General features: G+C 61.6%; 20 protein-coding genes and 1 riboswitch. Of the genes, 11 read left to right on the top strand and 9 right to left on the bottom strand.

All coding sequences use genetic code 11. The annotated features are described in order from the left end of the window. Both BN1127_RS22665 and BN1127_RS04390 read right to left on the bottom strand, forming a co-directional pair. Window positions 1-874 (bottom strand): efflux RND transporter permease subunit (locus tag BN1127_RS22665; RefSeq protein ID WP_042648646.1); only part of this gene is annotated, 874 nt, incomplete at its 3' end. Beyond that, on the bottom strand, window positions 874-1,926 hold the full coding sequence (locus BN1127_RS04390) for an efflux RND transporter periplasmic adaptor subunit (RefSeq protein WP_042648645.1): 1,053 nt from the start codon (window positions 1,924-1,926) through the stop codon (window positions 874-876). The genes BN1127_RS04390 and BN1127_RS22665, both read right to left, overlap by 1 nt. Window positions 1,927-2,136: 210 nt before the next feature. On the opposite strand from BN1127_RS04390, the gene BN1127_RS04385 reads away from it, so the two are divergent. Next, a complete protein-coding gene (locus BN1127_RS04385) occupies window positions 2,137-3,693 on the top strand; it encodes a sensor domain-containing diguanylate cyclase (RefSeq protein ID WP_042648644.1) in 1,557 nt (518 codons plus the stop codon). Between the two features lie 33 nt (window positions 3,694-3,726). Continuing rightward, window positions 3,727-4,590, top strand: a complete 864-nt coding sequence (locus BN1127_RS04380; protein WP_005333067.1) for a patatin-like phospholipase family protein — start codon at window positions 3,727-3,729, stop codon at window positions 4,588-4,590. A 69-nt stretch (window positions 4,591-4,659) separates the two neighbouring features. Here BN1127_RS04380 and BN1127_RS04375 read toward each other — a convergent pair whose 3' ends face one another. Both BN1127_RS04375 and BN1127_RS04370 read right to left on the bottom strand, forming a co-directional pair. Next, the gene (locus BN1127_RS04375) at window positions 4,660-6,021 is read right to left on the bottom strand and encodes a sodium-dependent transporter (RefSeq protein WP_042648643.1); all 1,362 of its coding nucleotides are present in this window, start codon (window positions 6,019-6,021) and stop codon (window positions 4,660-4,662) included. 195 nt (window positions 6,022-6,216) lie between these two features. Beyond that, window positions 6,217-6,483 (bottom strand): helix-turn-helix domain-containing protein, encoded by a 267-nt coding sequence (locus BN1127_RS04370; protein ID WP_005298604.1) that lies wholly within the window; start codon window positions 6,481-6,483, stop codon window positions 6,217-6,219. 258 nt (window positions 6,484-6,741) lie between these two features. Here BN1127_RS04370 and BN1127_RS04365 point away from each other — a divergent pair, with 258 nt between their 5' ends. From BN1127_RS04365 to BN1127_RS04350, 4 genes are all read left to right on the top strand, one after another. Further along, window positions 6,742-7,335, top strand: a complete 594-nt coding sequence (locus BN1127_RS04365) for a hypothetical protein (protein ID WP_042648642.1) — start codon at window positions 6,742-6,744, stop codon at window positions 7,333-7,335. A gap of 308 nt (window positions 7,336-7,643) precedes the next feature. Further along, window positions 7,644-8,663, top strand: a complete 1,020-nt coding sequence (ompA, locus tag BN1127_RS04360; protein WP_041206213.1) for a porin OmpA — start codon at window positions 7,644-7,646, stop codon at window positions 8,661-8,663. Window positions 8,664-9,080: 417 nt separating this feature from the next. Further along, window positions 9,081-10,082, top strand: a complete 1,002-nt coding sequence (gene ompA, locus BN1127_RS04355; RefSeq protein ID WP_042648641.1) for a porin OmpA — start codon at window positions 9,081-9,083, stop codon at window positions 10,080-10,082. Between the two features lie 229 nt (window positions 10,083-10,311). After that, window positions 10,312-11,388 (top strand): OmpA family protein, encoded by a 1,077-nt coding sequence (locus BN1127_RS04350; protein WP_042648640.1) that lies wholly within the window; start codon window positions 10,312-10,314, stop codon window positions 11,386-11,388. Window positions 11,389-11,461: 73 nt separating this feature from the next. Here the strand turns inward: BN1127_RS04350 and BN1127_RS04345 are convergent, their stop codons facing one another. Together BN1127_RS04345 and BN1127_RS04340 are read right to left on the bottom strand one after the other, a co-directional pair. After that, window positions 11,462-13,156 (bottom strand): NAD-dependent malic enzyme, encoded by a 1,695-nt coding sequence (locus BN1127_RS04345; RefSeq protein ID WP_042648639.1) that lies wholly within the window; start codon window positions 13,154-13,156, stop codon window positions 11,462-11,464. A gap of 55 nt (window positions 13,157-13,211) precedes the next feature. Then, on the bottom strand, window positions 13,212-14,069 hold the full coding sequence (locus BN1127_RS04340; RefSeq protein WP_042648638.1) for a helix-turn-helix transcriptional regulator: 858 nt from the start codon (window positions 14,067-14,069) through the stop codon (window positions 13,212-13,214). A gap of 120 nt (window positions 14,070-14,189) precedes the next feature. Between BN1127_RS04340 and BN1127_RS04335 the strand changes: the two genes are divergently transcribed. Both BN1127_RS04335 and BN1127_RS04330 read left to right on the top strand, forming a co-directional pair. Continuing rightward, on the top strand, window positions 14,190-15,569 hold the full coding sequence (locus tag BN1127_RS04335) for an MATE family efflux transporter (protein ID WP_042648637.1): 1,380 nt from the start codon (window positions 14,190-14,192) through the stop codon (window positions 15,567-15,569). 128 nt (window positions 15,570-15,697) lie between these two features. Next, entirely contained in the window at window positions 15,698-15,946 is a 249-nt protein-coding gene (locus tag BN1127_RS04330) for a DUF2498 family protein (RefSeq protein ID WP_042648636.1), read from the top strand. A 30-nt stretch (window positions 15,947-15,976) separates the two neighbouring features. On the opposite strand, the gene BN1127_RS04325 is transcribed toward BN1127_RS04330, so the two are convergent. Next, window positions 15,977-17,116: a GGDEF domain-containing protein gene (locus BN1127_RS04325; RefSeq protein ID WP_042648635.1), complete on the bottom strand. Its 1,140-nt coding sequence runs from the start codon at window positions 17,114-17,116 to the stop codon at window positions 15,977-15,979. Window positions 17,117-17,360: 244 nt separating this feature from the next. Between BN1127_RS04325 and BN1127_RS04320 the strand changes: the two genes are divergently transcribed. Together BN1127_RS04320 and BN1127_RS04315 are read left to right on the top strand one after the other, a co-directional pair. Then, on the top strand, window positions 17,361-18,758 hold the full coding sequence (locus BN1127_RS04320; protein ID WP_042648634.1) for a nucleobase:cation symporter-2 family protein: 1,398 nt from the start codon (window positions 17,361-17,363) through the stop codon (window positions 18,756-18,758). A 100-nt stretch (window positions 18,759-18,858) separates the two neighbouring features. Beyond that, window positions 18,859-19,620, top strand: coding sequence for a lipoyl protein ligase domain-containing protein (locus tag BN1127_RS04315; protein ID WP_042648633.1), 762 nt, complete (start codon window positions 18,859-18,861; stop codon window positions 19,618-19,620). Window positions 19,621-19,695: 75 nt separating this feature from the next. Here BN1127_RS04315 and BN1127_RS04310 read toward each other — a convergent pair whose 3' ends face one another. Further along, window positions 19,696-21,084 carry an alanine/glycine:cation symporter family protein gene (locus BN1127_RS04310; protein ID WP_042648632.1) on the bottom strand — a complete coding sequence of 463 codons (1,389 nt, stop codon included), beginning with the start codon at window positions 21,082-21,084 and terminating at the stop codon, window positions 19,696-19,698. A gap of 249 nt (window positions 21,085-21,333) precedes the next feature. Beyond that, a riboswitch (glycine riboswitch) is annotated at window positions 21,334-21,449 on the bottom strand. 507 nt (window positions 21,450-21,956) lie between these two features. Here BN1127_RS04310 and BN1127_RS04305 point away from each other — a divergent pair. Continuing rightward, window positions 21,957-23,105: a type III PLP-dependent enzyme gene (locus BN1127_RS04305; protein ID WP_005328960.1), complete on the top strand. Its 1,149-nt coding sequence runs from the start codon at window positions 21,957-21,959 to the stop codon at window positions 23,103-23,105. A gap of 75 nt (window positions 23,106-23,180) precedes the next feature. Here BN1127_RS04305 and BN1127_RS04300 read toward each other — a convergent pair whose 3' ends face one another. Then, window positions 23,181-24,146, bottom strand: a complete 966-nt coding sequence (locus BN1127_RS04300) for a calcium/sodium antiporter (RefSeq protein ID WP_042648631.1) — start codon at window positions 24,144-24,146, stop codon at window positions 23,181-23,183. Between the last annotated feature and the right edge of the window lie 115 nt (window positions 24,147-24,261).

The following is a 24,261-nucleotide window of genomic DNA, read 5'->3' as shown; positions in this document are numbered from 1 at the left end:
TGGCGGTGGATTGCGCGACTATGCCTATCCCCAGGCTCTCGCGGCCGTTGCGCTGATAGGCGCTGTCTTCGTTCTTGGCCCCCACCTCCACGTCGGCGATGTCCGCCAGGTAGATGCTCTGGCCATTGGTGGCGGTCTTCACCGGCAGGGCACGAAAATCCTCGGCGCTGTGGTAGAGACGGGCGATCTGCACCGCCATGGTCATGCTGTTGTTGCGGATCTCCCCCCCGGGCAGCTCGATGTTCTCCCGCTCGAGGGCATCCTGCACGTCGGCGACCGTGATGGCGCGGGCCGCCATGTCGGCGGGGCGCAGCCTGACATACATCACCTGGGTCAGATCGCCGGAGAGGGACACCTCGCTCACCCCGTCCACCAGGCTTAAGGAGTCGACCAGCATGCGGTTGGCATAGTCGGTCATGGCGGTGCGGTCCATCTGGGTGCTGCTGAAGTTGAGCCAGATCGCCACGTCGCCGTTGCCGTTGTCCTTGGTGACCATGGGCTCGTCCGCCTCGTCCGGGAGCCTCGGCCGGGCGCGGGAGATGGCGTCGCGCACGTCCGAGGTGCCCTCCAACATGTTCCAGCCGAGCTTGAACTCCACCGTGATGGAGGAGCGCCCCTTGCGGGTCACCGAGTTGATGTTCTTGATGCCGCTGATGCCGGAGAGCTGATCCTCGATGGGCTTGGTGACCTGGCTCTCCATTACCTCGGGGGCGGCCCCCTCATAGGTGGTGGTGATGGAGACGGACGGCGTCTGCACGTCCGGCATCTCCCGCACCGTCAGCTTGGCGAAGGCCACCAGGCCGAACACGGTGAGCAGGGCACTGATGACGACCGCCACCAGGGGGCGGCGCACTGACATATCGGAGAGCCACATCAGCCTTTCACCTCGGTCAGATCGCGGACCAGGGCACCGTCACGCAGGTTGACCAGCCCCTCCACCGCGATGCGCTCGCCGACGTTCAGCCCCTTGATGACCCAGACGGCCTCGCCGTGGGTATCGCCCAGTTCCACCGGGATGCGCTTCACCCGGCCGTCCGCCTCGAGACGGTAGACGAAGCGAAGCTCCCCCGCATACTCCACCGACTGGGCGGGGATCAGGGTCATCTTCTGGGCAGGCAGGGAAAGATCCACGTTCATCAGCATGCCGGGCCGCAGCTGGCCGCTGGGATTGGGGATGATGACCCGCGCCTTGATGTTCTGGGTTTCGTTGGAGATGCGACTGTCGAGCGTCTCCAGCACGCCAGAGAAGGCTTGATCCGGCCAGGCCGAGCTGGTGGCCGTCACCGTCATGCCGGGTTTGAGAAGGGAGAGGTAGCGCTCGGGTACCGCCAGATCGAGCCGCAATCTGGCCAGTTCGTCCAGATGGAGCAGCACGTCACCGCTGTTGACCAGGGCCCCTTCGCTGAGATCGATCAGGCTGACGGTGCCGTCGAAGGGGGCCGCCAGGGTGCGCAGCGACAGCTCATAGCGCGCCGCATCGACCCGGGCCTGGGCCTGGGCCACGGTCGCCTCCTGCCCTTCCAGCTCGGAGGTGGTGATGGCACCGCGCGCCACCAGCCGGCGCATGTCCCGCAGCTTGCGGCTCTCGTCGCGCACGCTGGCGCTCTGCTCGGCGAGTTCCGCCTGCTGCTTACCCGCATCCAGGGCGATCAGGGTCTGTCCCTGCTTGACCTGCTGACCGGAGCGCACCGCAATCCTGACGATGCGGCCGGTCACCTCGGGACTGACCACCACGGAGCGATTGGCCGCCAGCTTGCTGACCAGCTTGATGGAGGGCTCTGCCAGGCTCTGCCTGACCGTTTCCGCCCGGATGTTGACCTGCCTTGGTGCAGGTTTGCTGGCCGGTTCGGCCTGCCGAAGCGTCCAGGCGCCGGCCCCCAGCAGCAGGAGAAGGGGGACAAGCCACAGCCATATGCGCATTTTCATCAGACAATCCATGCAAGGTAAGAGAGAAGGAGAAGAGGAAACTTCATCAATGATGGCACCATGTTACCCCCTGACTATGCCGTGACTATGTATAAATGTGACAAAACGTAACAGCCCGGCGGGAAGATCATCAAAATCACATCCAGCTGAGACTGTGGATATTTTCTGCCTTACACTGATGTGCCGATCCCGTCATTTCCCGGTACGCCCATGCCCACACTGCCCCCTGCCTTTGCCAAATATCGCTTGCAGTGGCTGCTGCTGGGTTTCAGCCTGCTGTTGCTGCTGCTCGCCCTGCAACACGCCTTTCGCCAGATCACCGAGCTGAACCGGCGCGACGTCATCAACACTGCTGCCCAGCTGAGCAACCAGCATCAGCGGATGGAGGCCTTCCTCGAGGCCATGCGCGGCCAGGCCGAGGAACGCCTGCGCAGCAACCCCCAGTCAGTGCTCTCGCGCCAGCTCTATCAGGCGCTTCAAGTCGATGGGGAGCACGGCATCAACCTGGATCGCATCCCCATCGATCTGCCGCCCGCCCTCATCGGCAACCTGACCGGGCTGAACCCGCTGCCCCATGGCGGCAGCCAGCGGGAGGCGAGAATGCATCTCGCCCTCAGCCTCTCTCCCCTGCTCGCCACCGCGAGCAAGCTGCTGGACAAGGACGTGGCCTGGATCTACTTCACCGGCACGGACGACTTCATCTATCTCTACCCCTGGGTGCCCTCCAGCCAGTTCCGTTTTGACCCCGCCATCTACCACAAGTCTTACTGGCAAGAGGTGCTGGGCCGGCATCCGCCCTCCGAGCACGCCACGTTGTCACGCCCATATCAGGATTTTGCCGGCCGGGGACAGATGATCACCCTGTCCCAGCCCATCACCCAGAGTGACCAGATCATCGGTCTGCTCAGCATCGACATTCAGACCAGAACCCTGGAGCAGACCCTGCGCCGTCTCGCCCCCCAGATTGGCACCCTGTTTCTGGTCAATCAGCACCGACAGATCCTGGCCAGCAGTCAGTCCGGCACGGCACCACCTCTGGCCAGGGAAGCCTCGCGGGAAGGGTATCACTGGCAGCAGAGTGCGTTGCAGCTGGTCTACCCCATTCCCGCTACGCCGCTCACCCTGATCCACCGCATCTCGCTGCTGCCCCTGCTGCAGATGCTGCTGTGGCAATCGGCAACGGCGCTCCTCACCTTGCTCTGCCTGGTGGTGGCGACGCTCTCGAGCCTGCGATCCCGCCGCCTCAACCGTCGGTTGAATTACCTGTCCAGCCACGATGCACTGACCGGCGCCTTCAACCGCCACCACTTCGACGCCGTCGAACGCCGCTACGCCCAGGCTGGCAGCCATCACATCGGGGTCATCATGTTCGATTGCGATCACTTCAAGCAGGTCAACGACCGCTTCGGGCACGGGATCGGCGATCAGGTGCTGATCCGGCTGGTTCAGCTCTGCCAGCCCCTGCTGACCCGGGAGTGCACCCTGATCCGCTGGGGTGGCGAGGAGTTTCTGCTGCTGGTCGCAGACAAGGGTCTGCCCCTGGCCCCGCTGGCCGAACAGCTACGGCTGCGCATTGCGGAACACGACTGGACCGAGATAGCCCCCGAGCTGAGGGTGACCATCAGTCTCGGCCATTGCCGTCAACGCCCGGAGATCAAGCTGCACGAGGCTATTCGCCGTGCCGATCTCGCCCTCTATCAGGCCAAGGCCAATGGTCGCAATCGCAGTGAAGGCTGGCAGGATGACGCACGGGGGAAGCAGGAGTAAGCTGAACCCCCAACTCACAGCAGGAGACGCACTGTGGCACGAAAACCCCGCCTGGGCCTGGCCCTTGGCAGCGGCGCCGCCCGAGGATGGGCGCACATCGGCATCATACGGGCGCTGGAGCGCCTCGGTGTCAAACCGGATCTGGTGGCCGGTTGCTCCATCGGCAGTTTCGTCGGTGCCGCCTATGCCGCCGGCGAGCTGGACAAACTGGAGTCCTGGGTACGCGGTTTCAGCCGCCTGCAGGTGATGGGGCTGCTCGATCCCGCCCTCTCCGGCGGTCTGTTCCGCGGCGACAAGGTGTTTGGCATCGCCGCCAACCATCTGGGAGATCCCGCCATCGAGAGCCTGCCGCTGCCCTTTGCCTGCGTCGCCACCGAACTCGATACCGGCCGCGAAATCTGGCTGCAAGAGGGGCCGCTGCGCCAGTGCGTGCGCGCCTCCTGCGGCATGCCCGGCATTTTGACCCCGACCCGGATCGACGATCGCTGGCTGGTGGATGGCGCTGTGGTCAACCCGGTCCCCATCTCCCTGGCACGCGCCATGGGGGCCGAGGTGGTGATCGCCGTCAACCTCAACACCGACCTGCATCAGCCCTGGACCGACGAGCCGGACGCGCCCGCACCGGGAGGCCTCTTCAGTCAGTGGCTGGGCCGGGGAGAACCCAGCACGCCCGGCATGTGGGGGGTGATGACCGGCTCCATCAACATCATGCAGGAGCGGATCACCCGCGCCCGCATGGCCGGGGATCCCCCCGAGATCCAGCTCTGTCCGCGCCTTGGCAGCCTCTCCATCATGGACTTCCACCGCGCGAGCGACGCCATCAACGAGGGTGAGGCTTGCGTCGAGCGCAACCTGGACCAGCTCAAGGAGGAACTCTCCCGACTCGGTCTGATATGAGGGCGCCACCGGGACACGCCAATGAAAAAGAGCGCCATCAGGCGCTCTTTTTCTGTCCGGACCGCAGGCTCAGAACAGCCCCAACCCCTTGAGCATCACGATCAGGATGAGCGGCGGCGACACGTAACGGATGATGAAGAACAGCGGCTTGAGGATGGGCAGCTCCAGCTCGCCGCCATTGGTCAGCGCCGTCTTCATCCGCTCGAAACCCCAGACCCAGCCCACGAACAGACAGAGGAAGATACCGCCCAGGGGCATCAGCACGTTGGAGGAGACGAAGTCGAACAGATCGAAGAAGGTCTTGCCAGCTATCTGCACGTCCGCCAGTGTGCTGTTGGAGAGCGCACAGGTCGACCCGACCGCCCCCAGCACCAGCAGGTTGATCAGCGTCGCCCTCCTTCGGCTCATGTGAAAACGCTCGGAGAGCACGGAGACCGGCACTTCCAGAATGGAGAGCATGGCCCCCGTGGCCGCGATGGCGGAGAGCACGAAGAACAGCACCATGAACAGATGACCGAACGGGATGCTGGCAAACACTGCCGGAATGGTGATGAACAGCAGGGAGGGACCGGCGGTCGGCTCGAAACCGAACGCAAACACCGCCGGGAAGATGGCGATCCCCGCCAGCATGGAGACGAACAGATCGGCGCACATCACCCTGACCGTGGTGAGCGGAATGTGCTGATCGTCCCGAAAGTAGCTGCCATAGGTCATCATGCAGCCCATGCCGATGGAGAGCTTGAAGAAGGCCAGCCCCATGGCGGTCAGCACCACGCCGGCGGTGACCTTGGAAAAATCAGGGGAGAACAGGAAATGCAGCCCCTCGCTCGCCCCGGGCAGGGTCAGACTGCGAATGCCGATCACCAGCAGCAGGATGAACAGCACCGGCATCAGCCGCTTGGTGACGGCCTCTATCCCCTTCGACACCCCCATCAGCAGTATGCCCCCCATCAGGGCCAGCACCAGCCACTGCCACAGCAGACTCTGCAAGGGATCCGTGATGAGCGAATTGAAGGCCGCGCCGGTGACGGCGGGATCGGTCGAGAGGATCTCGCCGCTGGCCGCCTTGAAGATGTAGGCGAATACCCAGGCCGCCACTTCGGAGTAAAACGACATGATGAGGAAGGCCGCCGTCACCCCCATGGCCGCGATCAGCCACCAGGGCTGCCCCTTGGGCGCCAGCTTGATGAGCCCGCTCACCGCATCGGATTTCGCCTGACGCCCCAGCATGATCTCCGAGATCATCACCGGCAGTCCCACCAGCAGGGTGGCGATGACATAGACCAGCAGAAAGCCGGCGCCGCCATTCTCCCCGGTCAGATAGGGAAACTTCCAGATGTTGCCAAGGCCGACCGCCGAGCCCAGGGTCGCGGCAAGCACGCCGAAGGTGCTGGTAAAGCCATCTCTGGCTTTGGGAAGGGTATTGCTCATGCTTGTCTCGCTCTGTGGATCAGGGACCTGAATTTAAAGGGTCGGAATTTTCCGGGGATTAATCCAGCTTGCCAAGATGATTTGGTTGAAATCGCCACATGAAGCACACAACACATTACTTATTTAAATAACTGTCTGTTTTGACAAATAAAAAATGCCGCCTCGCGGGCGGCATTTTTATCAAGGCTCAGGCAATCAAGCCTTGGCAATATCGTCCGGACCGATCTGGCCGATTTCGGCGACTTTCTTGTCGGCCAGCAGCCAGAGGGTGAACTTGTGCAGTTCCGGGTGATGAGCCAGGGCGACCAGGAAGGCGCCTCCAACTTCACGGTAACCCAGTTCATAGTTCTTCAGGGTAGTCGGGGGGACGCCCAGCAGATCGGCAAACTTGGGACGGCTCAGGCCAACCGCTTCGCGGATCTGACGGATCTTCTTGCCAACAGTTACGATATTTGAATTCATGTGTTCCATACTCCGTTCGGCGGATTCACTCCACCTTTATTTTTCGCGACGACTCGTAGTCAAGTGTATCAGTTTTGAACGGACTCGTTATGGTCGAGCCTCTATCTTTAATAAGCGTCTTTCGACGACAACCCTAACAAACCTCGGGGATGGTAATCGCAGAGTCGCCTCAGGTAAACAGTCTCGAAGAGAAACCTTTATTGTTGCCACGGCCATAACTCGTATAATTCGCCAGTTATCCCTTAAAGAGTATTCAGCATGGCATTCCCCGGCATCATCTCGCGTCTTCACCCGGATTCAGACCCGGATTCCCTCCCCCGCCAGCTCCATCAGGGTCAGCAAACCCGGGCCGAGGCATTCTTGCTACCCGCCGTCATGCAGAGCGAGGCCGCTCCCGTGCTGGCTTCCCTCTCGGACAAGTGCAGCCTCTATCTCGAACACCCCACCACGCTGTCCCTGCGCAGCCACGATGGGGTCTTTCTGGAAGATGGCTCCCTGCTGCTTGGCAATGGTAACCGCATGACACTGTCGACGGAGAAGGGGGATGGTGGACTGGTGCCCGAACAGGGCCTGAGCGAGATGGCCCAGTGGCTGGAAGCCGGTCATCAACATTTCATCTGTTCAGCCGCGATTCAGCCGGTCGCCAGGGCCATCCTCAATATCTGGCCCCTGGACCCCTATCTCGCCCGCCATTATTTACTCAGCTTCACACCCTTGCTGTGCGAAGCAACTGAGGCCGACTATCTCGCGGTTTTCGCGACCAGGGCCGCCATCGCCACCCCGCAGCACGCTTGGGCTGAGGCCTATATGAAGCTTGAGAGAAAGCTACATCGCGCCTACTTGGATCACTAATAAATCCAGATAAACAGCCAGTTATCCATACGACACAATCTGCCCCACAGATTATCTGTGAGCTTGATCATGTTTTGAAATGAGCATAAAGTGCGCCACGTCATCGGAATGACATCGGCTGTTCGTGGCGAAGTATGCGCTCTCGATAGCGCAACTCGCACACTTGTGCACCCAGATAACGTGCCTCCTGGATGGATCTAGGATCCCTGCTCGGCGCAACCCTTGTTGCCCGGCAGAGCCAGCAGCTTACATAAATTACAAAGTGCGAAGCACGTGAACAACGTGCCATCTCAACGAGGATTAATTTTATGATGAAAATGGCTCCTTCCCTGATCGCCATCGCCATGGCTGCCATGGGTGCAACTGCTGCACACGCCGCTGATGATATCTACTTCGGTGCCGGTGTCGGTGCGACTCACTTCAACGGTCTGAACAAGATCGAAGGCGTGAACACTGGTGAAGAAGACGCAGCTGCTGCCAATGCCTTCGTCGGTTACAACTTCAACGAATACTTCGGTTCCGAGCTGGGCTACCAGTACACCGGCCGTGGCAACACCGATGGCAACCGTTATGAGAGCCAGGGTGCCACCCTGTCCGGTATCGCTCGTCTGCCGCTGGGCAACGATTTCTCCCTGTTCGGTGAAGCTGGCGCCTACTGGGGCCACACCGACGGTATGGGTACCAGCGATACCAAGGTATCCCCGCTGGCCGGTGCCGGTGTGACCTACAAGGTGAACGACGCGCTGGATCTGCAAGCTCGTTACCGCTACATGTGGGACGTGGCTGACCTGCACGCCGACAACGTACGCTACAAGTCCAACCAGAGCGTTGCGACCCTGGAAGCCGTTTACCACCCGTTCCGTACTTCCTACGTAGCACCGGCTCCGGCTCCTGTTGTTGAAGAAGCTCCGGCTCCTGCTCCGCAGATCGTTGAAAAGAACTTCGCCCTGAACTCCGACGTGCTGTTTGCCTTTGGCAAAGACAGCCTGAAGGCCGAAGGCGTGGAAGCCCTGAACGCTCTGTACCAGCAGATCGTCGAGTTCCAGCCGAAAGACGGTAACGCCGTTGTCGTTGGTTACACCGACCGCATCGGTTCCGACGCTTACAACCAGAAGCTGTCCGAAGCCCGTGCCCGCACCGTTGCCAACTTCCTGGTCAGCAAGGGTATGGCTGCCAGCAAGGTTGCCATCGAAGGTCGTGGCGAAGCCAACCCGGTTACCGGCACCAAGTGCAACGGCGTAACCGCCAAGGCTCAGCTGATCTCCTGCCTGGCCCCGGACCGTCGCGTAGAAGTTCGCGTATCCGGCGTACAGGAAGTTCAGCAGTAATCTGACTCCGTTCAGATAACGCGAAAAGGGGATGCCACGGCATCCCCTTTTGCATGTCTGTCACCGCAAACGTCACCTCCTGTCTCACCCCCTTGTCTCCCCCTCCCTCTCTGGTCAGTCCGCATCCTCGTCGCACCAACCCCATCGCTGCACATCTGTGCAGAAACTTGATCAAGCCGATTCAAAAGAATACAGTAGCAACGCTTGTAAGACATTGGATGAACTATTAAAAGTGCTTATTGCCCGGTTAGTTGTCCATGGAGAAACAGCTTCATGAGAATCCAGGTTACCATCCATTTTTTATTCAAGCCGTCCGTGACCAGGTCACGGAATCGCATCATGAAATGTCATCTGCGATCGGTATAACAAAGAGTGCGCAGTACGCCCGTAGCACGGCAACTCAACGAGGATAAAATGATGAAAATGAAAATGGCTCCAACCCTGATTGCTCTGGCTATTGCAGCCATGGGAACGTCTACCGCCCAGGCGGCCGATGACTGGTACACAGGTATGGGTGCAGGTTGGGCTTATGGCCATGACCTGGACTCCTTCGGTCTGGATGCCGACAAGGACGCCACCGCGATCTCCCTGTTCGGCGGCTACAACTTCACCGAAAACTTTGCCGCCGAGCTGGGCTATCTCTATGCCGGCAAGGGTGGCGTCGACGGTGTCGACTTCAAGACCCAAGGGGGGACCCTGTCCGGTATCGCCCGCCTGCCCATGAACGACATCTTCTCCGTGTTCGCAGAAGGCGGTGCCTACTTCAACCACGTCAACGGCAACGGTGACAGCGACAACGGCACCTCGCCGCTGGCCGGTCTGGGCCTGAGCGCCAAGCTCACCGATCTGCTCGACCTGCAGGCTCGCTATCGCTACATCTGGGATCTGGGTGACGATCAGAAGACCTGGAAGACCGACATGAGCGTCACCACCCTGGAACTGGTGATGCACCCGAACCGCAAAGCCTATGTGGCACCTGTAGCCGCACCGGCTCCCGAGCCGGCCCCCGAGCCCGTCATGGTCGACAAGAGCTTCTCCCTGAGCTCTGACGTGTTGTTTGCCTTCGGCAAGTCCACCCTGAAGCCGGAAGGCACTGCCGCCCTCAACACCCTGTATCAGCAGATCGTCGACGTCCAGCCAAAAGATGGCAGCGCCGTGGTGGTGGGTTACACCGACCGTATCGGTTCTGACGCCTACAACCAGAAGCTGTCCGAAGCTCGTGCTCGCACCGTGGCCGACTTCCTGGTTGGCAAGGGTCTGCCGGCAGGCAAGGTCGCCATCGAGGGCCGTGGTGAAGCCAATCCGGTCACCGGCACCCAGTGTGACGGCGTCAAGGGCAAGAACCAGCTGATCGCCTGCCTGGCACCGGATCGCCGCGTCGAAGTGCGCGTCACCGGCGTACAGGAAGTGCAGCAGTAAGCGGTCAACCCGCAGCCAAACAAGGGGCCAGTCGGCCCCTTTTTTTATTCGTTGCACCACCCTCCACACCCTCTCACGGGGACCAAATAGTTGTCATCCTCCTCACAGATTTTCCATACAGGGTCGCCACTTAAGTGGTTAAACGTCTCATATGGCCTATACATAATGTTGGTTATACATAACAAAGGGCTGGGAGCCCTATAACACCCAACATCGACGAGGAAACGCGATGAACATAAGACTGAAACCGGTATGGATTGCATTGGCATTGGCGACGGGAGCGGCACAGGCGGCACCTGTCCATGACTGGTATATAGGGGCGGGGGCGGGCTGGGCATGGGCCCATGATCTCGATGACTTCAGCAAGGATGCCAGCAACGACGACACCGCGTACAACGCCTTCGCCGGCTACAACTTCACCGAAAACCTGGGGGCAGAACTGGGCTATCTGTCGGGCGGTGACTGGGACGTCAATGGTCACGAGTTCAGCAATCAGGGGGCAACCCTGTCGATCCTGGGTCGCCTGCCATTGAACGACATCTTCTCGGTGTTTGCCGAGGGGGGCGGTTACCTCTACAGCGTCAAGTCCATCAACGGCAGCGAGGACAACCTGGCGCCACTGGCCGGGCTAGGCATGACCGCCAGGTTGCACGACTGGATCGACATCCAGGCCCGTTATCGCTACATGGTGCGGGTGGGGGATGACTCGGACAACGACAAGGTGGGCAGCGGCACCCAACGTTGGGTCAGCGACATCAGCACCGCCACCATAGAGCTGGTACTGCACCCCAACCGCACCGTAGCCGCCTTGCCGGTGGCGGCCCCCATGGTGGTGGCCCCGCCGCCGGCCCCCGAGCCGGTGGATCAGACCTTCAACCTGAGCTCGGACGTGCTGTTTGCCTTTGGCAAAGCCGAGCTCAAGCCGGAAGGCATGGCCGCGCTGGACGACCTCTACCAGCAGATCGTCGACGTCAAGCCCAAGGACGGCAACGCCATGGTGATGGGCTATACCGACCGCATCGGCTCGGACGCCAACAACCAGGCGCTGTCCGAAGCCCGTGCACGCACCGTGGCCGACTTCCTCATCGGCAAGGGGCTGCCCGCCGACAAGGTGAGCATCCAGGGCAATGGCGAGAGCAACCCGGTGACCGGCACCCAGTGTGATGCCGTCAAGGCCCGGGCTGCCCTCATCGACTGCCTGGCCCCGGATCGCCGGGTCGAGATCCGGGTGACCGGCGTGCAGGAAGCCGCACCAGCGGCCACCGAGCCCACTGCCGAACCCGCTGCCGAACAACCGGCACAATAATTCCCCATCCGTCTCTGCCGTGCACAAAAAAGGGATGCTTGCGCATCCCTTCTGCTTTTTGCAGCACCTTCGATCAGAACGAAGTGCGACGATAACGGCGGTATTCCGGGCGCCAGAAGTTCGCTTCGATGGCCTGGTCTATCACATCATCCGGGGTCTGCACCGCCTTGCCCTGCAGCATGGCGGTCTTGGCCACCATCTTGGCAATGTAGCGGGACACCCGATGGATGTCCGCCAGATCCGGCAACAAGGAGCCCTCCTCTCCCTTCACCAGCGGCGAGCACTCCGCCAGCGCCCGGCTGGCGGACATCAGCATGGCATCGGTCACCCGGGTGGCGCCGGAGGCGATGACGCCAAGGCCTATCCCCGGGAAGATGAAGGAGTTGTTGCACTGGGCGATGACGTAGCGCTTGCCCTTGTGCTCCACCGGCGCGAACGGGCTGCCGGTGGCCACCAGCACCTGGCCGTCGGTCCAGCGAATGAGGTCGGCCGGCGTGGCCTCCACCCGGGAGGTGGGATTGGAGAGCGGGAAGATGATGGGACGAGCACAGTGCTTGTGCATGGTCTTGACCACCTCTTCGGTGAACAGGCCCGGCTGGCCGGAGACCCCGATCAGGATGTCAGGACGACCGTGCTCCATCACCTCCAGCAGAGAGATGTTGTCCCCCACCGGCCACTCCTTGATCCGCTCGAGCGGCTGGGACAGCTTGCGCTGGAAGTCGAGCTGGTTGGGGATCTTGTCGGTGATGAGGCCGAAACGGTCCACCATGAACACCCGGCCACGGGCCTCCGCATCATTCAGCCCTTCGGCCTTCATCTGCGCCACTATCTGCTCGGCGATGCCGCAGCCGGCGCTGCCCGCGCCGAGGAAGGCGACCCGTTTCTCGGAGAGCTTGGCCCCCGAGGCCTTGCAGGCGGCGATCAGGCTGCCGAGCGTCACGGCGGCCGTGCCCTGGATGTCGTCGTTGAAGCAGCACAGCTCGTCCTTGTAGCGGTTGAGCAGCGGGGTGGCATTGCCCTGGGCGAAGTCTTCGAACTGCAGCAGGATCTCGGGCCAGCGGCGCTTGACCGCCTGAATGAAGGCATCGACGAACTCGTCGTACTCCTCCCCGGAGATGCGCGGATGACGCCAGCCCATATAGAAGGGGTCATTGAGCAGTTGCTGGTTGTTGGTGCCCACGTCCAGCACCACCGGCAGGCAGTAAGCGGGGGAGATGCCGCCGCAGGCGGTGTAGAGCGACAGCTTGCCGATGGGGATGCCCATGCCGCCGATGCCCTGGTCACCGAGGCCCAGGATCCGCTCGCCGTCGGTGACCACGATCACCTTGACGTTCTGCTTGGTGGCGTTTTGCAGCATGTCATCGATCCTGTCCTTGTCCGGATAGGAGATGAAGAGGCCGCGGGCACGGCGGTAGATGTTGGAGAACTCCTCGCACGCCTTGCCCACGGTCGGGGTGTAGATGACCGGCAGCATCTCGGTCAGATGGTTGGTCAGCAGGCGATAGAACAGGGTCTCGTTGGTGTCCTGGATGTTGCGCAGATAGATGTGCTTGTCCATGTCGTTGCCAAACGCCATAAACTGACGATAGGCGCGTTCGGCCTGCTCTTCGATGGTCTCGATGTTCTGGGGCAGCAGGCCTTCCAGATTGAAGCTGCTGCGCTCCTCGCTGGTGAAGGCGCTGCCCTTGTTGAGCAGCGGGGTCTCCAGCAGGGCAGGACCGGCGTAGGGAATATAGAGGGGGCGTTTCTGATTATTATCTTCAAACATGGATCTGTACCTTGACTGTGTGGCCCGTCGATCCTATGAGCTTGGACCAACAATTTCAAAGGGTTTGCACATCCGTGGCAACAGGTTTGCGACCCAGGCGACGAAAGGCGCCGGGGGTCTGACCAGTGAGGCGGCGAAAGCGGTTCGCAAAGTTCGCGCCGTCGCTGTAACCGACCCGGCTGGCCAGCTCACCGAGGGGCCAATTGGTATAGAGCAGCAACTGACGCGCCTTGTTCATTCTGAGCTCGGTCACCTTCGCCATGGGTCCCATGCCAAACAGCTGCTGGCAGAGTCGATGCAGATGGGGCACAGAGCAGGCCATCTGGCTGGCGAGCAGGACCACGCTCCAGGGCTCATCGAGGCGCGCCTCCACCCGGCGAAACAGCGCCTGCAAGCGCAGCTCCGGAGTGCCGCGCACCTCCCCTTGCAGGGTCCTGTCCAGCAAGGCCAGCAGCAGGCTCAGCAACTGGGGTTGCAAGGGGGATCTCACCCCCTCCCCCTGCATCAGGCTGAGCAGATGATAGAGCTGATCCCCCTCCTCCCCCTGCCAGATGCGATGGCCAAGCCGGTGCAGGTGCTGCCAACGCGGTACGTCGTCCAGCAAAATCCAGCTGATCTGCCAGTGCTCGCCGGTGAGCCGCAAGCCACCGGGCACAGCCGCCGGCAGGAAGATGAGCGATCCCGCGGGGATGGGCTGCTCCCCCTGATCCGTCAGCAGGGCCCCTCCCTCATCGTGGCTCACCATCAGGATGTGGAACTCGGGCCGATTGCGGCGAATGAGGTAGTGATCCCGTAAGCGGGAGAGGCCGGTCAGGAAGATGCCCGCCTCCCCCAACAGCGGCAAGCCTTCGCGCCCCAGCATCCGCTCCTCGCAGCCGGGGGCTATCTCAAGACATTCGCTGACAAATGCCATAACACCTCAACAGGATAGTTTTGAACAAGAAAGCGGAGAGGTACTCACAGTGAAGCCACCCGCGACAGACCCTATCATACCCATGACAAACCTTGATTTTCACATACCCGGTCAACATAAATGAGTTATTGGCAAGCGATTTTAAAACAAACCACCGACCGTGAGTTCATGACCCGACTGTGGCGACTGGCCCTGCCGGTGTCGCTGCAGTCCATGATGTTCTCCCTGCTCGGTCTCATCGACATCATGATGGTGAGCCAGCTTGGCACCACGGCGGTGGCGGCGGTCGGCTTGGGTAACCGGGTCTTCTTCTTCAACCTGCTGGTGATAGCGGGGCTCTCGGGCGGGGTCTCGGTGTTGGCAGCACAGTATTACGGTCGCGGCGAGCTGGCCGGGGTACGCCGATCCCTGGCGCTGGCGCTGGTGGGCGCCCTGCTGGTGAGCCTGCCGTTTGCCCTGGTCTATGTGCTCTCGCCGGGCAGCGTGCTCGGCTTTGCCAGCCAGGATCCCGCGCTGCGCGCCCTCGCAGACGAGTTTTTGATGATCACCGGCGCCACCATCCTCTGCACCGCCATAGTCGTGCCACTGGAGGCGGCGCTGCGCTCGGTCGGTAATGCCGCCGCTCCCACCCGGATCGGCATCATCGCCATCATCGCCAACGTCATCCTCAACTACGCCCTCATCTTCGGTCACTTCGGCTTCGAGGCGATGGGCGTAGCCGGTTCGGCCTGGGGCACCACTCTCTCACGCTTGCTGCAGACCACGCTGCTGCTGATCTATGTGTGGCGCCAGGAGCCCCGCCTGGTGCCGCGCAAACAGGACTGGTGGGACGCCTTTCGGCGCAAGGAGGTGGTGCGCTTCACCCTGATCGCCCTGCCGCTGCTGCTGCACGACGGACTCTGGGCTTTCGGGATGCTGCTCTACGGCTTCCTCTACGCGCACCTCGGCACCGACTCCCTGGCCATCATGACCACGCTGGGGACGCTCGAGAGCATCCTTATCTCCCTCTTCTTCGGGCTGGCGGTGGCCTGCTCCACCCTGCTCGGGCACCGGCTCGGGGCCGAGGAGTATGAGGAGGCCTGGCAGCACTCCCAGCTGTTCCTGCTGCTCGCCCCCATTGGCGCCCTGCTGGTGGGGATAGCCGTCTGGCTGCTGCAGACCAACCTGCTGCTGTGGGTCGGCAACCTGCCGGGCGAGCTGATGGGGGAAGCGGGTCAGGTACTTGCCATCATGTGCCTCGGCATGTTGCTCAAGGTGTTCAACATGGTGGGCATCGTCGGGGTGCTGCGCTCGGGCGGGGATGTGAACTACAGCATCTTCATCGACATCGTCGGCATGTGGTGCATCGGCCTGCCGCTCGCCTGGGTGGCGGTCAGCCTGCTGGGCTGGCCCCTCTCCTGGGTGGTGGCCGTGGTACTGCTGGAGGAGCTCTCCAAGGTACTGCTGGTGCAACGCAGGATCCGTCAGCGTCACTGGCTCAAGAATCTGGTGATGGGGTGACGTTGCTTGCAGGGCAAAAAGCGGGGTCATATCAATGACAGAAAATCCCGGTTTGCAGTATGCTGGCCGCCTCTTCAATCAGCGGCGGGTACACCACGCCCTGCCAGTAGTCGTTTAAGGAGACGCACATGCAACCAGAAAAAGAGCTGATCACCGAGACTGCCCTGCTGGAGATGGCCAACGGCATCATCAAGGACCACGAAGACTTCATCCACGGCATGCGGGCCGATTCAGTGGAGCAGAAGGGGGAGATCCTGGTGTTCAAGGGGGAATTCTTCCTGGCCGAGGACGGCACCCCGACCGGCAAGACCATGGCGGTGTTCAACATGTTCAAACTGCTGGCCCAGCAGTTGTCAGGCAAGTACCGGCTGAGCTGAGATCGCAATCCCTCCGACAAGATGCCGCCTTCAGGCGGCATCCGTCTTGGTGGGCCCGGGCTTGCCCGGCGTCTTCGCCAGTTCGCCCACCACGCAGTTGCGACCCGCCATCTTGGCCATATAGAGGCACTCGTCCGCCCGGTTGAGCAGCTCCTCGACCCCCTCCCCGCGCAGAGCCAGGGTCAGGCCTATGCTCACCGTCACCTCCAGCAGTTCATCCGAGGTCGGGCTCTTCACCAGCCGCGCCTCCACCGCCACCCGCAGTCGCTCGGCGACCCGCTTCGCCTGGGCCAGCTCGGCGCAGTTAGGCAGCAGGATGGCAAACTCCTCCCCACCGTAGCGACCGAGCACCATGCCGGGCTCCAGCTGCTCCGCCAGGGTCGCCGCCACCTCTTTCAGCACGGCATCTCCCGCCAGATGGCCGAAGCTGTCGTTGATGCGCTTGAATCTGTCCAGATCCAGCAGCAGCACGGCAAAGGGAGCCTGCTTGCGGATCATGCTGACCCTGGCCTTCTCGAGCTGCTTCATCAGCAGGCGACGGTTCATCATGCCGGTCAGTTCGTCCGTGGTGGACTCCCGGTAGAGTTGCAACAGCATGTTGAGCTGGCCGCACTGCACCCAGGCACTCGCCACGGTGAACAACCCCAGCAGCCAGACCTGATTGAGGGTCTGCACGCTCAGGAGCGACTGACCCACCAGCAGCCAGTTGCCGGCCAGCATGGTGATCAGGATGCCGCCTGCCAGTTGCAGACTGAGAGAGAGCGGGATGGGGAAGATGGCAAACAGGCTGATGAGCAGATAGGGGAACGCCATGTAACCCGCCTGCAACTCCTGATCCGTCCCGAAACTGTGCAGACAGATGAGGGAGAAGAGCATCATCACCGCCATCAGATAGCCCAGCGCCAGCTTCATGCGCTCGCGCTTGAAGTGGATGAGATAGGAGAGGGGGATAAGCGGAGAGAGGGCCAGCAGGCAGAAGATCCGAACCTGAAACAGCTCGTCAAACTGAGTGGCGGGCAGGGTCAGCCAGTCCACCAGCGCCCAGGCGGGCAACCCCACCATCAGCAGGCAGGTGAGCAACCGAAGACGCACCGTCATAAAGCCCATGCGGGTCAGGGTAAAATCTTCGGAGTGGGCACGGGCACTCCAGAACTCCGACAGCTTCAGCATCCAGAGCCTCCATATTACAACTGAGGGCTCATTCTACACCGTCCCTCCCTGGATGCATCAGCATGTCCCCCATTTATAACGAGAACTGCCTCACACAAACCGGCGGATCATAATCGCCGCGCGCAAACGTTTCAACCCATCGAAAAATAAACCTTTATCGCTCCAATTAGCGCTGGTCAGCCCCATTTCAGTCACTACAATAGCGCCCAATTTTCTCCCCCTCCCCACACACTTCGAGGTATTTATGGAACAGGCTGCCGCCGCGCGCACGACTCCCGAGACCCATCCCCCCAGGCGAGCTCACAGCGAGCTCATCTACGGCATCGACGAGGTCCCGCCCCTGCCCCAGACCCTGTTCGCCGCCTTGCAGCACATGCTCGCCATGTTTGTCGCCATCATCACCCCGCCCCTCATCATCGCCAACGCCCTGGGCCTCCCCGCCGCCGACACCCGCTACATCGTCTCCATGTCCCTGGTCATGTCCGGCATCGCCTCCTTCATCCAGACCCGCCGCTTCGGTCCCATCGGCTCGGGCCTGCTCTCGGTGCAGGGCACCAGCTTCAACTTCCTCGGCCCCATCATCGCCTCCGGCCTCGCCCTCAAGCAGGCCGCCATGCCCACCGAGGATCTGCTGGGCACATTGTTTGGCACCATGCTGGCAGCCGCCCTCACCATAGTGGTGATGAGCCGCTTCCTGCACCTGGTCAAGCGCATCATCACCCCGCTCGTGACCGGCATAGTGGTGCTGCTCATCGGCCTGACCCTGATCAAGGTGGGCCTCATCAGCATGGGTGGTGGCTACGCCGCCCTCTCTGACGGCAGCTTCGCCAGCCACACCAACCTCTTTCTCTCCCTGCTGGTGCTCGGCCTCATCGTGCTGCTGCAGCGCAGTCGCAACCCCTGGCTGCGCCTCTCTGCCATCATGATCGCCATGCTGGCGGGCTACGCCGTGGCCCTGCTGCTGGGCAAGGTCAACCCCCCTACCTTCGAGGGTCCCCTGATCATGGTGCCACTCCCGCTCCACTACGGCATCGGCTTTGACTGGCAGCTGTTCGTGCCGCTCGCCATCATCTTCGTGGTGACGGCGCTGGAAGCCATCGGCGACATGACCGCCACCTCGGATATCTCGGGCGAGCCCCTGGACGGGCCCGTCTACATGGCGCGGATCAAGGGGGGCGTGCTGGCCGATGGCGCCAACTCCATGCTGGCGGCGGTCTTCTCCACCTTCCCCATGTCCACCTTCGCCCAGAACAACGGCGTCATCCAGCTGACTGGCGTCGCCAGCCGCCATGTCGGCCTCTTCATCGCCGCCATGCTGGCCCTGCTCGGCCTCTTTCCGGCGGTGGCCAGCCTAGTGCAGCAGATCCCCGAACCCGTGCTGGGTGGCGCCACCATAGTGATGTTCGGCACTATCGCCGCCGCCGGGGTGCGCATCATCTCCCGCGAGGAGCTGGACCGCCGCGCCCTGATGATACTGGCGGTGTCGCTCGCCATGGGCCTTGGGGTGGCTCAGGTGCCTGAAGTGCTGCAACACCTGCCGGAGCTGGCCAGGAGCGTGCTCTCCTACGGCGTCGCCACCGGCGGCCTCACCGCTATCCTAATGAACCTGCTGCTGCCCAAGCACCGCGCCGCGCAGGCCTGACGCTCTCCAGAGCGAACAGGTAAAGCCCCGCCGTGCGGGGCTTTACCTCCTCCTCCGTCACGGGTACTGTGCTGGGCAGCCTCTGCTCAGGATGCCCTTCATGACCTATACCCTGCTTTCCTCCCTGCCCACCAACTACACCCCGGATCAGATACTGGCCGAGGAGCGGCGTTGGCTACGAGAATGCGCCCATGATGGCCAGCCCCGCGCTCACCTCTGGCAGGCGCCCCAGTGCCTTATCATCACCCGCAAAGACACCCGACTCCCCTGTTACGCAGCCGCCTGTGAACAACTCGCCACCGAAGGCTGGCCCGTATTTGTGCGTGACAGCGGCGGCACCGCCGTGCCCCACGGGGCGGGCATCCTCAACCTCTCCCTGCTGCTGCCCCGCACCACCACTGATCTTGGCCACTATTACCATCTGCTGGGGGCGCCGCTGCTGGCCCTGTTGGGCGAATACGGCCTGACGGGAAACTACGACTTCGTGCCCGGATCGTTTTGCGACGGCCAGTACAATCTGGTGATCGGGGGTCGCAAGGTAACCGGCACCGCCCAGCGCTGGCTGGCACCAGGGCAGGATCACCAAGGCGCCGTGCTGGCCCAGGCCATGTTGCTGGTGGCGGGAGACGTGGACGAAGGCACCCGGATGGCGAGCCGCTTCTACGAGCTGGCGGGCGGCGAACTGCGCTTTATGACAGGAACCTCCACCACGCTGGCAAGCTGCATTGACTGGCGCGGTGGCAACGAGGCGTTGGTGGACAAGGTGCGAGCATGTCTGGATAGACTGCTGAGCGAGGGACTATCCCCCTCACCCTGTTCCCTCTCCCGGGGGGAGAGGGAACAGGCCCGTCCATGGAAATAGCGCAGCGCACAAAAAAGCCACGACTCGAGTCGTGGCTTGTTCTTTTCAAGGCGAACGTGAAACGAGCGGAGGAGTTCAGGCCGTCTGCGGCTCTGGTTCCGACTCCGTATCGCGGTCGCGGTCGCGGTCGCGGCCAAAGTAGGCGCGGGTCTCGGCGATCACCACATGACGCAGGCCAATCAGGCCGATGAGGTTGGGTACCGCCATCAGGCCGTTGACGATATCGGCCAAGAGCCAAATCATATCCAGATGAAGGAAGGCGCCGCTCGCCACCAGCACCAGATAGACGATGCGGTAGGGCTTGATCGCCTTGACCCCGAACAGGTACTCGGTGCAGCGCTCGCCGTAGTAGTTCCAACCGAGGATGGTGGTAAAGGCGAAGAACAAGAGCCCTATGCTCACCAGATACTGGCCTATGTGGGCATCCAGCCCTTGCGCAAAGGCCTGGCTGGTCATGGCGGCGCCGCTCAATTCACCGCTCCACACTCCGGTCACCACCAGGGTCAGGCCGGTCATGGTGCAGATGATGATGGTGTCGATAAAGGTGCCGGTCATGGAGACCAGCCCCTGCTCCACGCAGGAGTCCGTCTTGGCCGCAGCTGCGGCGATGGGCGCAGAGCCCAGACCCGATTCGTTGGAGAAGACCCCGCGTGCCACCCCGGACTGGATCGCCAGCATGATGCCGGCACCGACGAAGCCGCCGGTGGCCGCATGGCCGGTAAAGGCGCTCTCGATCACCAGCATGACAGCATCGGACAAGGCGCCGGCATTGTTCACCAGTACCCCGGCACAGGCGAGGATATAGAAGATGGCCATGAAGGGCACCACCTTGCTCGACACGCTGGAGATGGACTGGATACCGCCCAGGGTCACCAGCGCCACGATCAGAGTCAGCACCACGGCGGTCACTTCACGGGGCACCGAGAAGGAGAGGCTCATGGCGTCGGAGATGGCGTTGACCTGGGGGAAGGTACCGATGCCGAAGAAGGCGACGCCGATGCCGAATAGGGCGAACAGCTTGGCGAGCGGCCTGGAGCCAAGCCCCTTCTCCAGATAGTACATGGGGCCGCCAGCCATCTGACCGTTGGCATCCTGCTCGCGGTATTTGACCGCCAGCAGGCACTCGGCGTACTTGGTGGCCATGCCAAACAGCGCCGCCATCCACATCCAGAACAGGGCGCCGGGGCCACCGAGCTTGATGGCGGTGGCGACCCCGACGATGTTGCCAGTGCCGATAGTGGCTGAAAGCGCAGTACAGAGGGCGGCGAAGCTGGAGACGTCCCCCTGCTTGCCCTGACCCTGATCGCGGCCAAAGACCAGTTTGAGGGCGAGCGGCAAGCGCACGACCTGAAGCAGACCCAATCGCAGGGTAAGATAGATACCGGTCCCGACCAGCAGGATCAGCAGGGGTGGACCCCAGACAAAGCTATCGATGGCGGCGAGCGCCGATTGAATTGATGACATGCATCCTCCTTAAAAAACAATGATTAAGGAGGAGAAGGATGATCTTCCCATAGGTGTCGCGATCCCCAAAGGCGATCGGATGCAGGCCAAAAACGTGTTCACACTCTTACTGCGAGGCCGTGATCAAGGCTCATGCGCTGCTCGGAAGCCTCATGTATTCACATACACTCCGGTTCCTGCGCTGCTCTTTACCTTGCTGACGACCTCTCGTGACAGATCGTGAACAGTTCCAAGCTCAGGTACAACCATCCCATCCCCTCTGTCCTTTTGCCTGAGAGTTTCCGGCACCAGCCTGCCCTTGCGGGTCGTTATGGTGCCTTGCTCCTTCGGCGCCCGATCTAACGGGTCTCTCCAGAGTATCGTCCAGTAGCAGTCCACACCGGTTGCCCGGTACCTGAAAGATTCACTTCTTCGGTGGATGGTCCCCCATCGCTCTCCTGCTACCTTCATCCGAACTAGTTTGGATTAGGAAGCGGGCATGTTAATCCAAAAAATGTGAGCTGTCTCCCACTCGGCCGGACTCCACGCCATTTTTTTCTGTCCCGACCATCAGCGAAACGTATGTTAAATGTTCGTTAACTATCAATAAGTTATGAAGTTTTGTCTGATGATGACGCACACCAAAAGACGCAGACTGCCCCATATCAAGATGATGTTTCGTCTCGACCAGAAATACTTGCCAACATATCCAATCAAAATGCTTGCACACAAACTCAATAAGTCGATAATCCCGCGCATAACTAAGCACTTTGCAAGGGAGTTATGCATTGTGCCTGGTCGGTCCCTCCGGACCACTCGCCTGAGCCGGCCGTCGCCGGTTCAATCGCATATGGCTTGGGCATATCACGCCCCCTAAGGATGATCAAAAGAGAATGAACGAGACCCTGGTCGCACAAGATTACCGTCAGCTGGTTGAACAATTTGGCTCCCCCCTGCTGCTGCTCGACAAGGCAGCCGTCCGCAAACAGTATCGGGCCCTGGCCGCCGCCCTGCCCGATGTGCGCTTGCATTATGCACTCAAGCCCCTGCCCCATGAGGCTGTGGTCTCTGTCTTGAAGGAAGAGGGGGCCTGTTTCGATCTGGCCACCAATGGCGAAGTGGATCTGGTGCGCAGCCAAGGGGTTCGTCCGGGACGCTGCATTCACACCCATCCCATCAAACGCGACAGTGACATCCGTTATGCGCTGGAATTCGGCTGCACCGTGTTTGTCTATGACAACCCGCTGGAGCTGGAGAAATTCCTGCCCTACAAGGACGAGGTCAAACTGCTGCTGCGCGTCAGCTTCCCGAATCCCGAGACCAAGGTCGATCTCTCCAAGAAGTTCGGCTGCACCCCGGAGCAGGCACTGCCGCTGCTGCAACTGGCCCAGGCCAAGGGGATCAAGGTGATGGGGCTGTCGTTCCACGTCGGGTCCCAGGTGCCCCACGCCCGTCGCCATGTGCAGGCCATCGATGCCTGCCGCGAGATCATGGAGCAGGCCTGGGATCTCGGCCTCAAGCCCTGGGTGCTGGACATCGGCGGCGGTTTCCCGGTGGATTATGAGGGCGGCGAGTTCGACATCGACGGCTTCTGCGCCCCGATCCGCGAGGCACTCGCCAAGCTGCCCGCCACCGTGCAGAAAATTGCCGAGCCGGGCCGTTTCATCAGCGCACCGGCCATGACCTCGGTGTCCAGCGTGATGGGCAAGGCCCACCGCGGTGACAAGATCTGGTACTACCTGGATGACGGCCTCTACGGCAGCTACAACGGTCAGCTCTATGACCACGTCACCTACCCGGTGAGCACCCCCTATGCCCATGGCGAGCTGCACAATGCCGTGCTCTCCGGCCCCACCTGCGACAGCGTGGACGTCATTCGCGACGGCATCATGCTGCCGGATCTGGCCATCGGCGAGCTGGTGGTGGGCCGGGTGATGGGGGCCTACACCTGGGCGTCGGCCTCCACCTTCAACTTCTTCCCCAAGGCGAGCATCCTCATTCTGGACAGCGCCCAGAAGCAGAAACTGGTGGCGGTGGCCTGAACGGTTCGACCACGAGTGTTGCATAGAGAAGGGGAGCCATTGGCTCCCCTTCTTGTTTGTCTTGTCATGCCCTCATCAGAACTGGCTGGTCAACAGCCAACCGGTATAGGCGACGAAGATGCAGAGCAAGATACCTCCTTCCACCCTGTTGATGCGGCCCTGTCCCTTGCGGCCCAGGCACATCACCAGCAGCAGCAGGGTCAGTCCCATCATCAGGCTCCAGTCGCGGGAGAGCACCGCCGGGTCCACGTCAAGGGGCGCTATGCCGGCGGCGATGCCGACCACGGCCAGGGTGTTGAACAGGTTGGAGCCGAGCACGTTGCCAAGCGCCAGGTCATGTTCCTTCTTCTTGATGGCCATCAGGGAAGAGGCCAGCTCCGGCAGCGAGGTACCCACCGCCACTATGGTCAGGCCGATGACCAGATCGCTGATGCCAAATGCCTGGGCTATGGTCACCGCACCCCACACCAGCAGGCGGGAAGCACCTACCAGGAGTACCAGGCCCACGATCAACCAGAAGATGGCCTTCTTGAGCGGCATGGCTTCGCTGTCGATCTCCACATTCACGTCTTCGTCCAGGGCGTCTCCCTTCCCCTTGATCCCGGTCCAGATGGACCAGCCCAGCAGCCCGATGAAGACGCCACCCAAAATGAGGGCGTCGCTACGCCCCAGGTGACCATCGATGAGCAGGGCACCGGTCAGCAGGGTGATGCCGAGCAGGATGGGGATCTCCTTGCGCACCACCTGAGAGGAGACGGCAATGGGGCTGATGAGGGCTGTCAGTCCCAGAATGAGGGCGATGTTGGTGATGTTGGAGCCATAGGCATTGCCCAGGGCCAGGCCCGGGTTACCCTGCATGGATGCCAGGGCCGAGACCACCATCTCGGGGGCCGAGGTACCAAAACCGATGATCACCATACCGATCAGCAGCGGCGGCATGCCGGCATAACGAGCGGTGGCGGCTGCACCGTCCACAAATTTATCCGCACTCCAGACCAGCAACGCCAGTCCGGCAATCAGGGCAACAAAAGCCAGGGTCATATTCTTCTATCTCATCGACTGCAAACACGAGAGCCAGGCGGCTAGCCTGGCTCCATCCAAACGCGGCCTCAGTGTATCGAGCCGCCTTGCTATTTCAAGATGAAATCAAACAATG

This window comes from Aeromonas media, from assembly GCF_000819985.1.
In the GTDB taxonomy this organism is placed as follows: Bacteria; Pseudomonadota; Gammaproteobacteria; order Enterobacterales; family Aeromonadaceae; genus Aeromonas; species Aeromonas media.
Note: the sequence above shows the minus strand (reverse complement) of the source record. Positions and strands in the feature narration are given on the sequence as shown.

Excerpts from the sequence above, each read along its gene's own strand:
- BN1127_RS04300 (WP_042648631.1), bottom strand. The coding sequence starts at position 24,146 with ATGACCCTGGCTTTTGTTGCCCTGATTGCCGGACTGGCGTTGCTGGTC.
- BN1127_RS04365 (WP_042648642.1), top strand. The coding sequence starts at position 6,742 with ATGGCATTCCCCGGCATCATCTCGCGTCTTCACCCGGATTCAGACCCG.
- ompA (WP_041206213.1), top strand. The coding sequence starts at position 7,644 with ATGATGAAAATGGCTCCTTCCCTGATCGCCATCGCCATGGCTGCCATG.
- BN1127_RS04385 (WP_042648644.1), top strand. The coding sequence starts at position 2,137 with ATGCCCACACTGCCCCCTGCCTTTGCCAAATATCGCTTGCAGTGGCTG.
- BN1127_RS04375 (WP_042648643.1), bottom strand. The coding sequence starts at position 6,021 with ATGAGCAATACCCTTCCCAAAGCCAGAGATGGCTTTACCAGCACCTTC.
- BN1127_RS04345 (WP_042648639.1), bottom strand. The coding sequence starts at position 13,156 with ATGTTTGAAGATAATAATCAGAAACGCCCCCTCTATATTCCCTACGCC.
- BN1127_RS04330 (WP_042648636.1), top strand. The coding sequence starts at position 15,698 with ATGCAACCAGAAAAAGAGCTGATCACCGAGACTGCCCTGCTGGAGATG.
- BN1127_RS04310 (WP_042648632.1), bottom strand. The coding sequence starts at position 21,084 with ATGTCATCAATTCAATCGGCGCTCGCCGCCATCGATAGCTTTGTCTGG.
- BN1127_RS04320 (WP_042648634.1), top strand. The coding sequence starts at position 17,361 with ATGGAACAGGCTGCCGCCGCGCGCACGACTCCCGAGACCCATCCCCCC.
- BN1127_RS04325 (WP_042648635.1), bottom strand. The coding sequence starts at position 17,116 with ATGCTGAAGCTGTCGGAGTTCTGGAGTGCCCGTGCCCACTCCGAAGAT.
- BN1127_RS04390 (WP_042648645.1), bottom strand. The coding sequence starts at position 1,926 with ATGAAAATGCGCATATGGCTGTGGCTTGTCCCCCTTCTCCTGCTGCTG.
- BN1127_RS04340 (WP_042648638.1), bottom strand. The coding sequence starts at position 14,069 with ATGGCATTTGTCAGCGAATGTCTTGAGATAGCCCCCGGCTGCGAGGAG.
- BN1127_RS04370 (WP_005298604.1), bottom strand. The coding sequence starts at position 6,483 with ATGAATTCAAATATCGTAACTGTTGGCAAGAAGATCCGTCAGATCCGC.
- BN1127_RS04315 (WP_042648633.1), top strand. The coding sequence starts at position 18,859 with ATGACCTATACCCTGCTTTCCTCCCTGCCCACCAACTACACCCCGGAT.
- BN1127_RS04350 (WP_042648640.1), top strand. The coding sequence starts at position 10,312 with ATGAACATAAGACTGAAACCGGTATGGATTGCATTGGCATTGGCGACG.
- BN1127_RS04305 (WP_005328960.1), top strand. The coding sequence starts at position 21,957 with ATGAACGAGACCCTGGTCGCACAAGATTACCGTCAGCTGGTTGAACAA.
- BN1127_RS04335 (WP_042648637.1), top strand. The coding sequence starts at position 14,190 with ATGAGTTATTGGCAAGCGATTTTAAAACAAACCACCGACCGTGAGTTC.
- ompA (WP_042648641.1), top strand. The coding sequence starts at position 9,081 with ATGAAAATGAAAATGGCTCCAACCCTGATTGCTCTGGCTATTGCAGCC.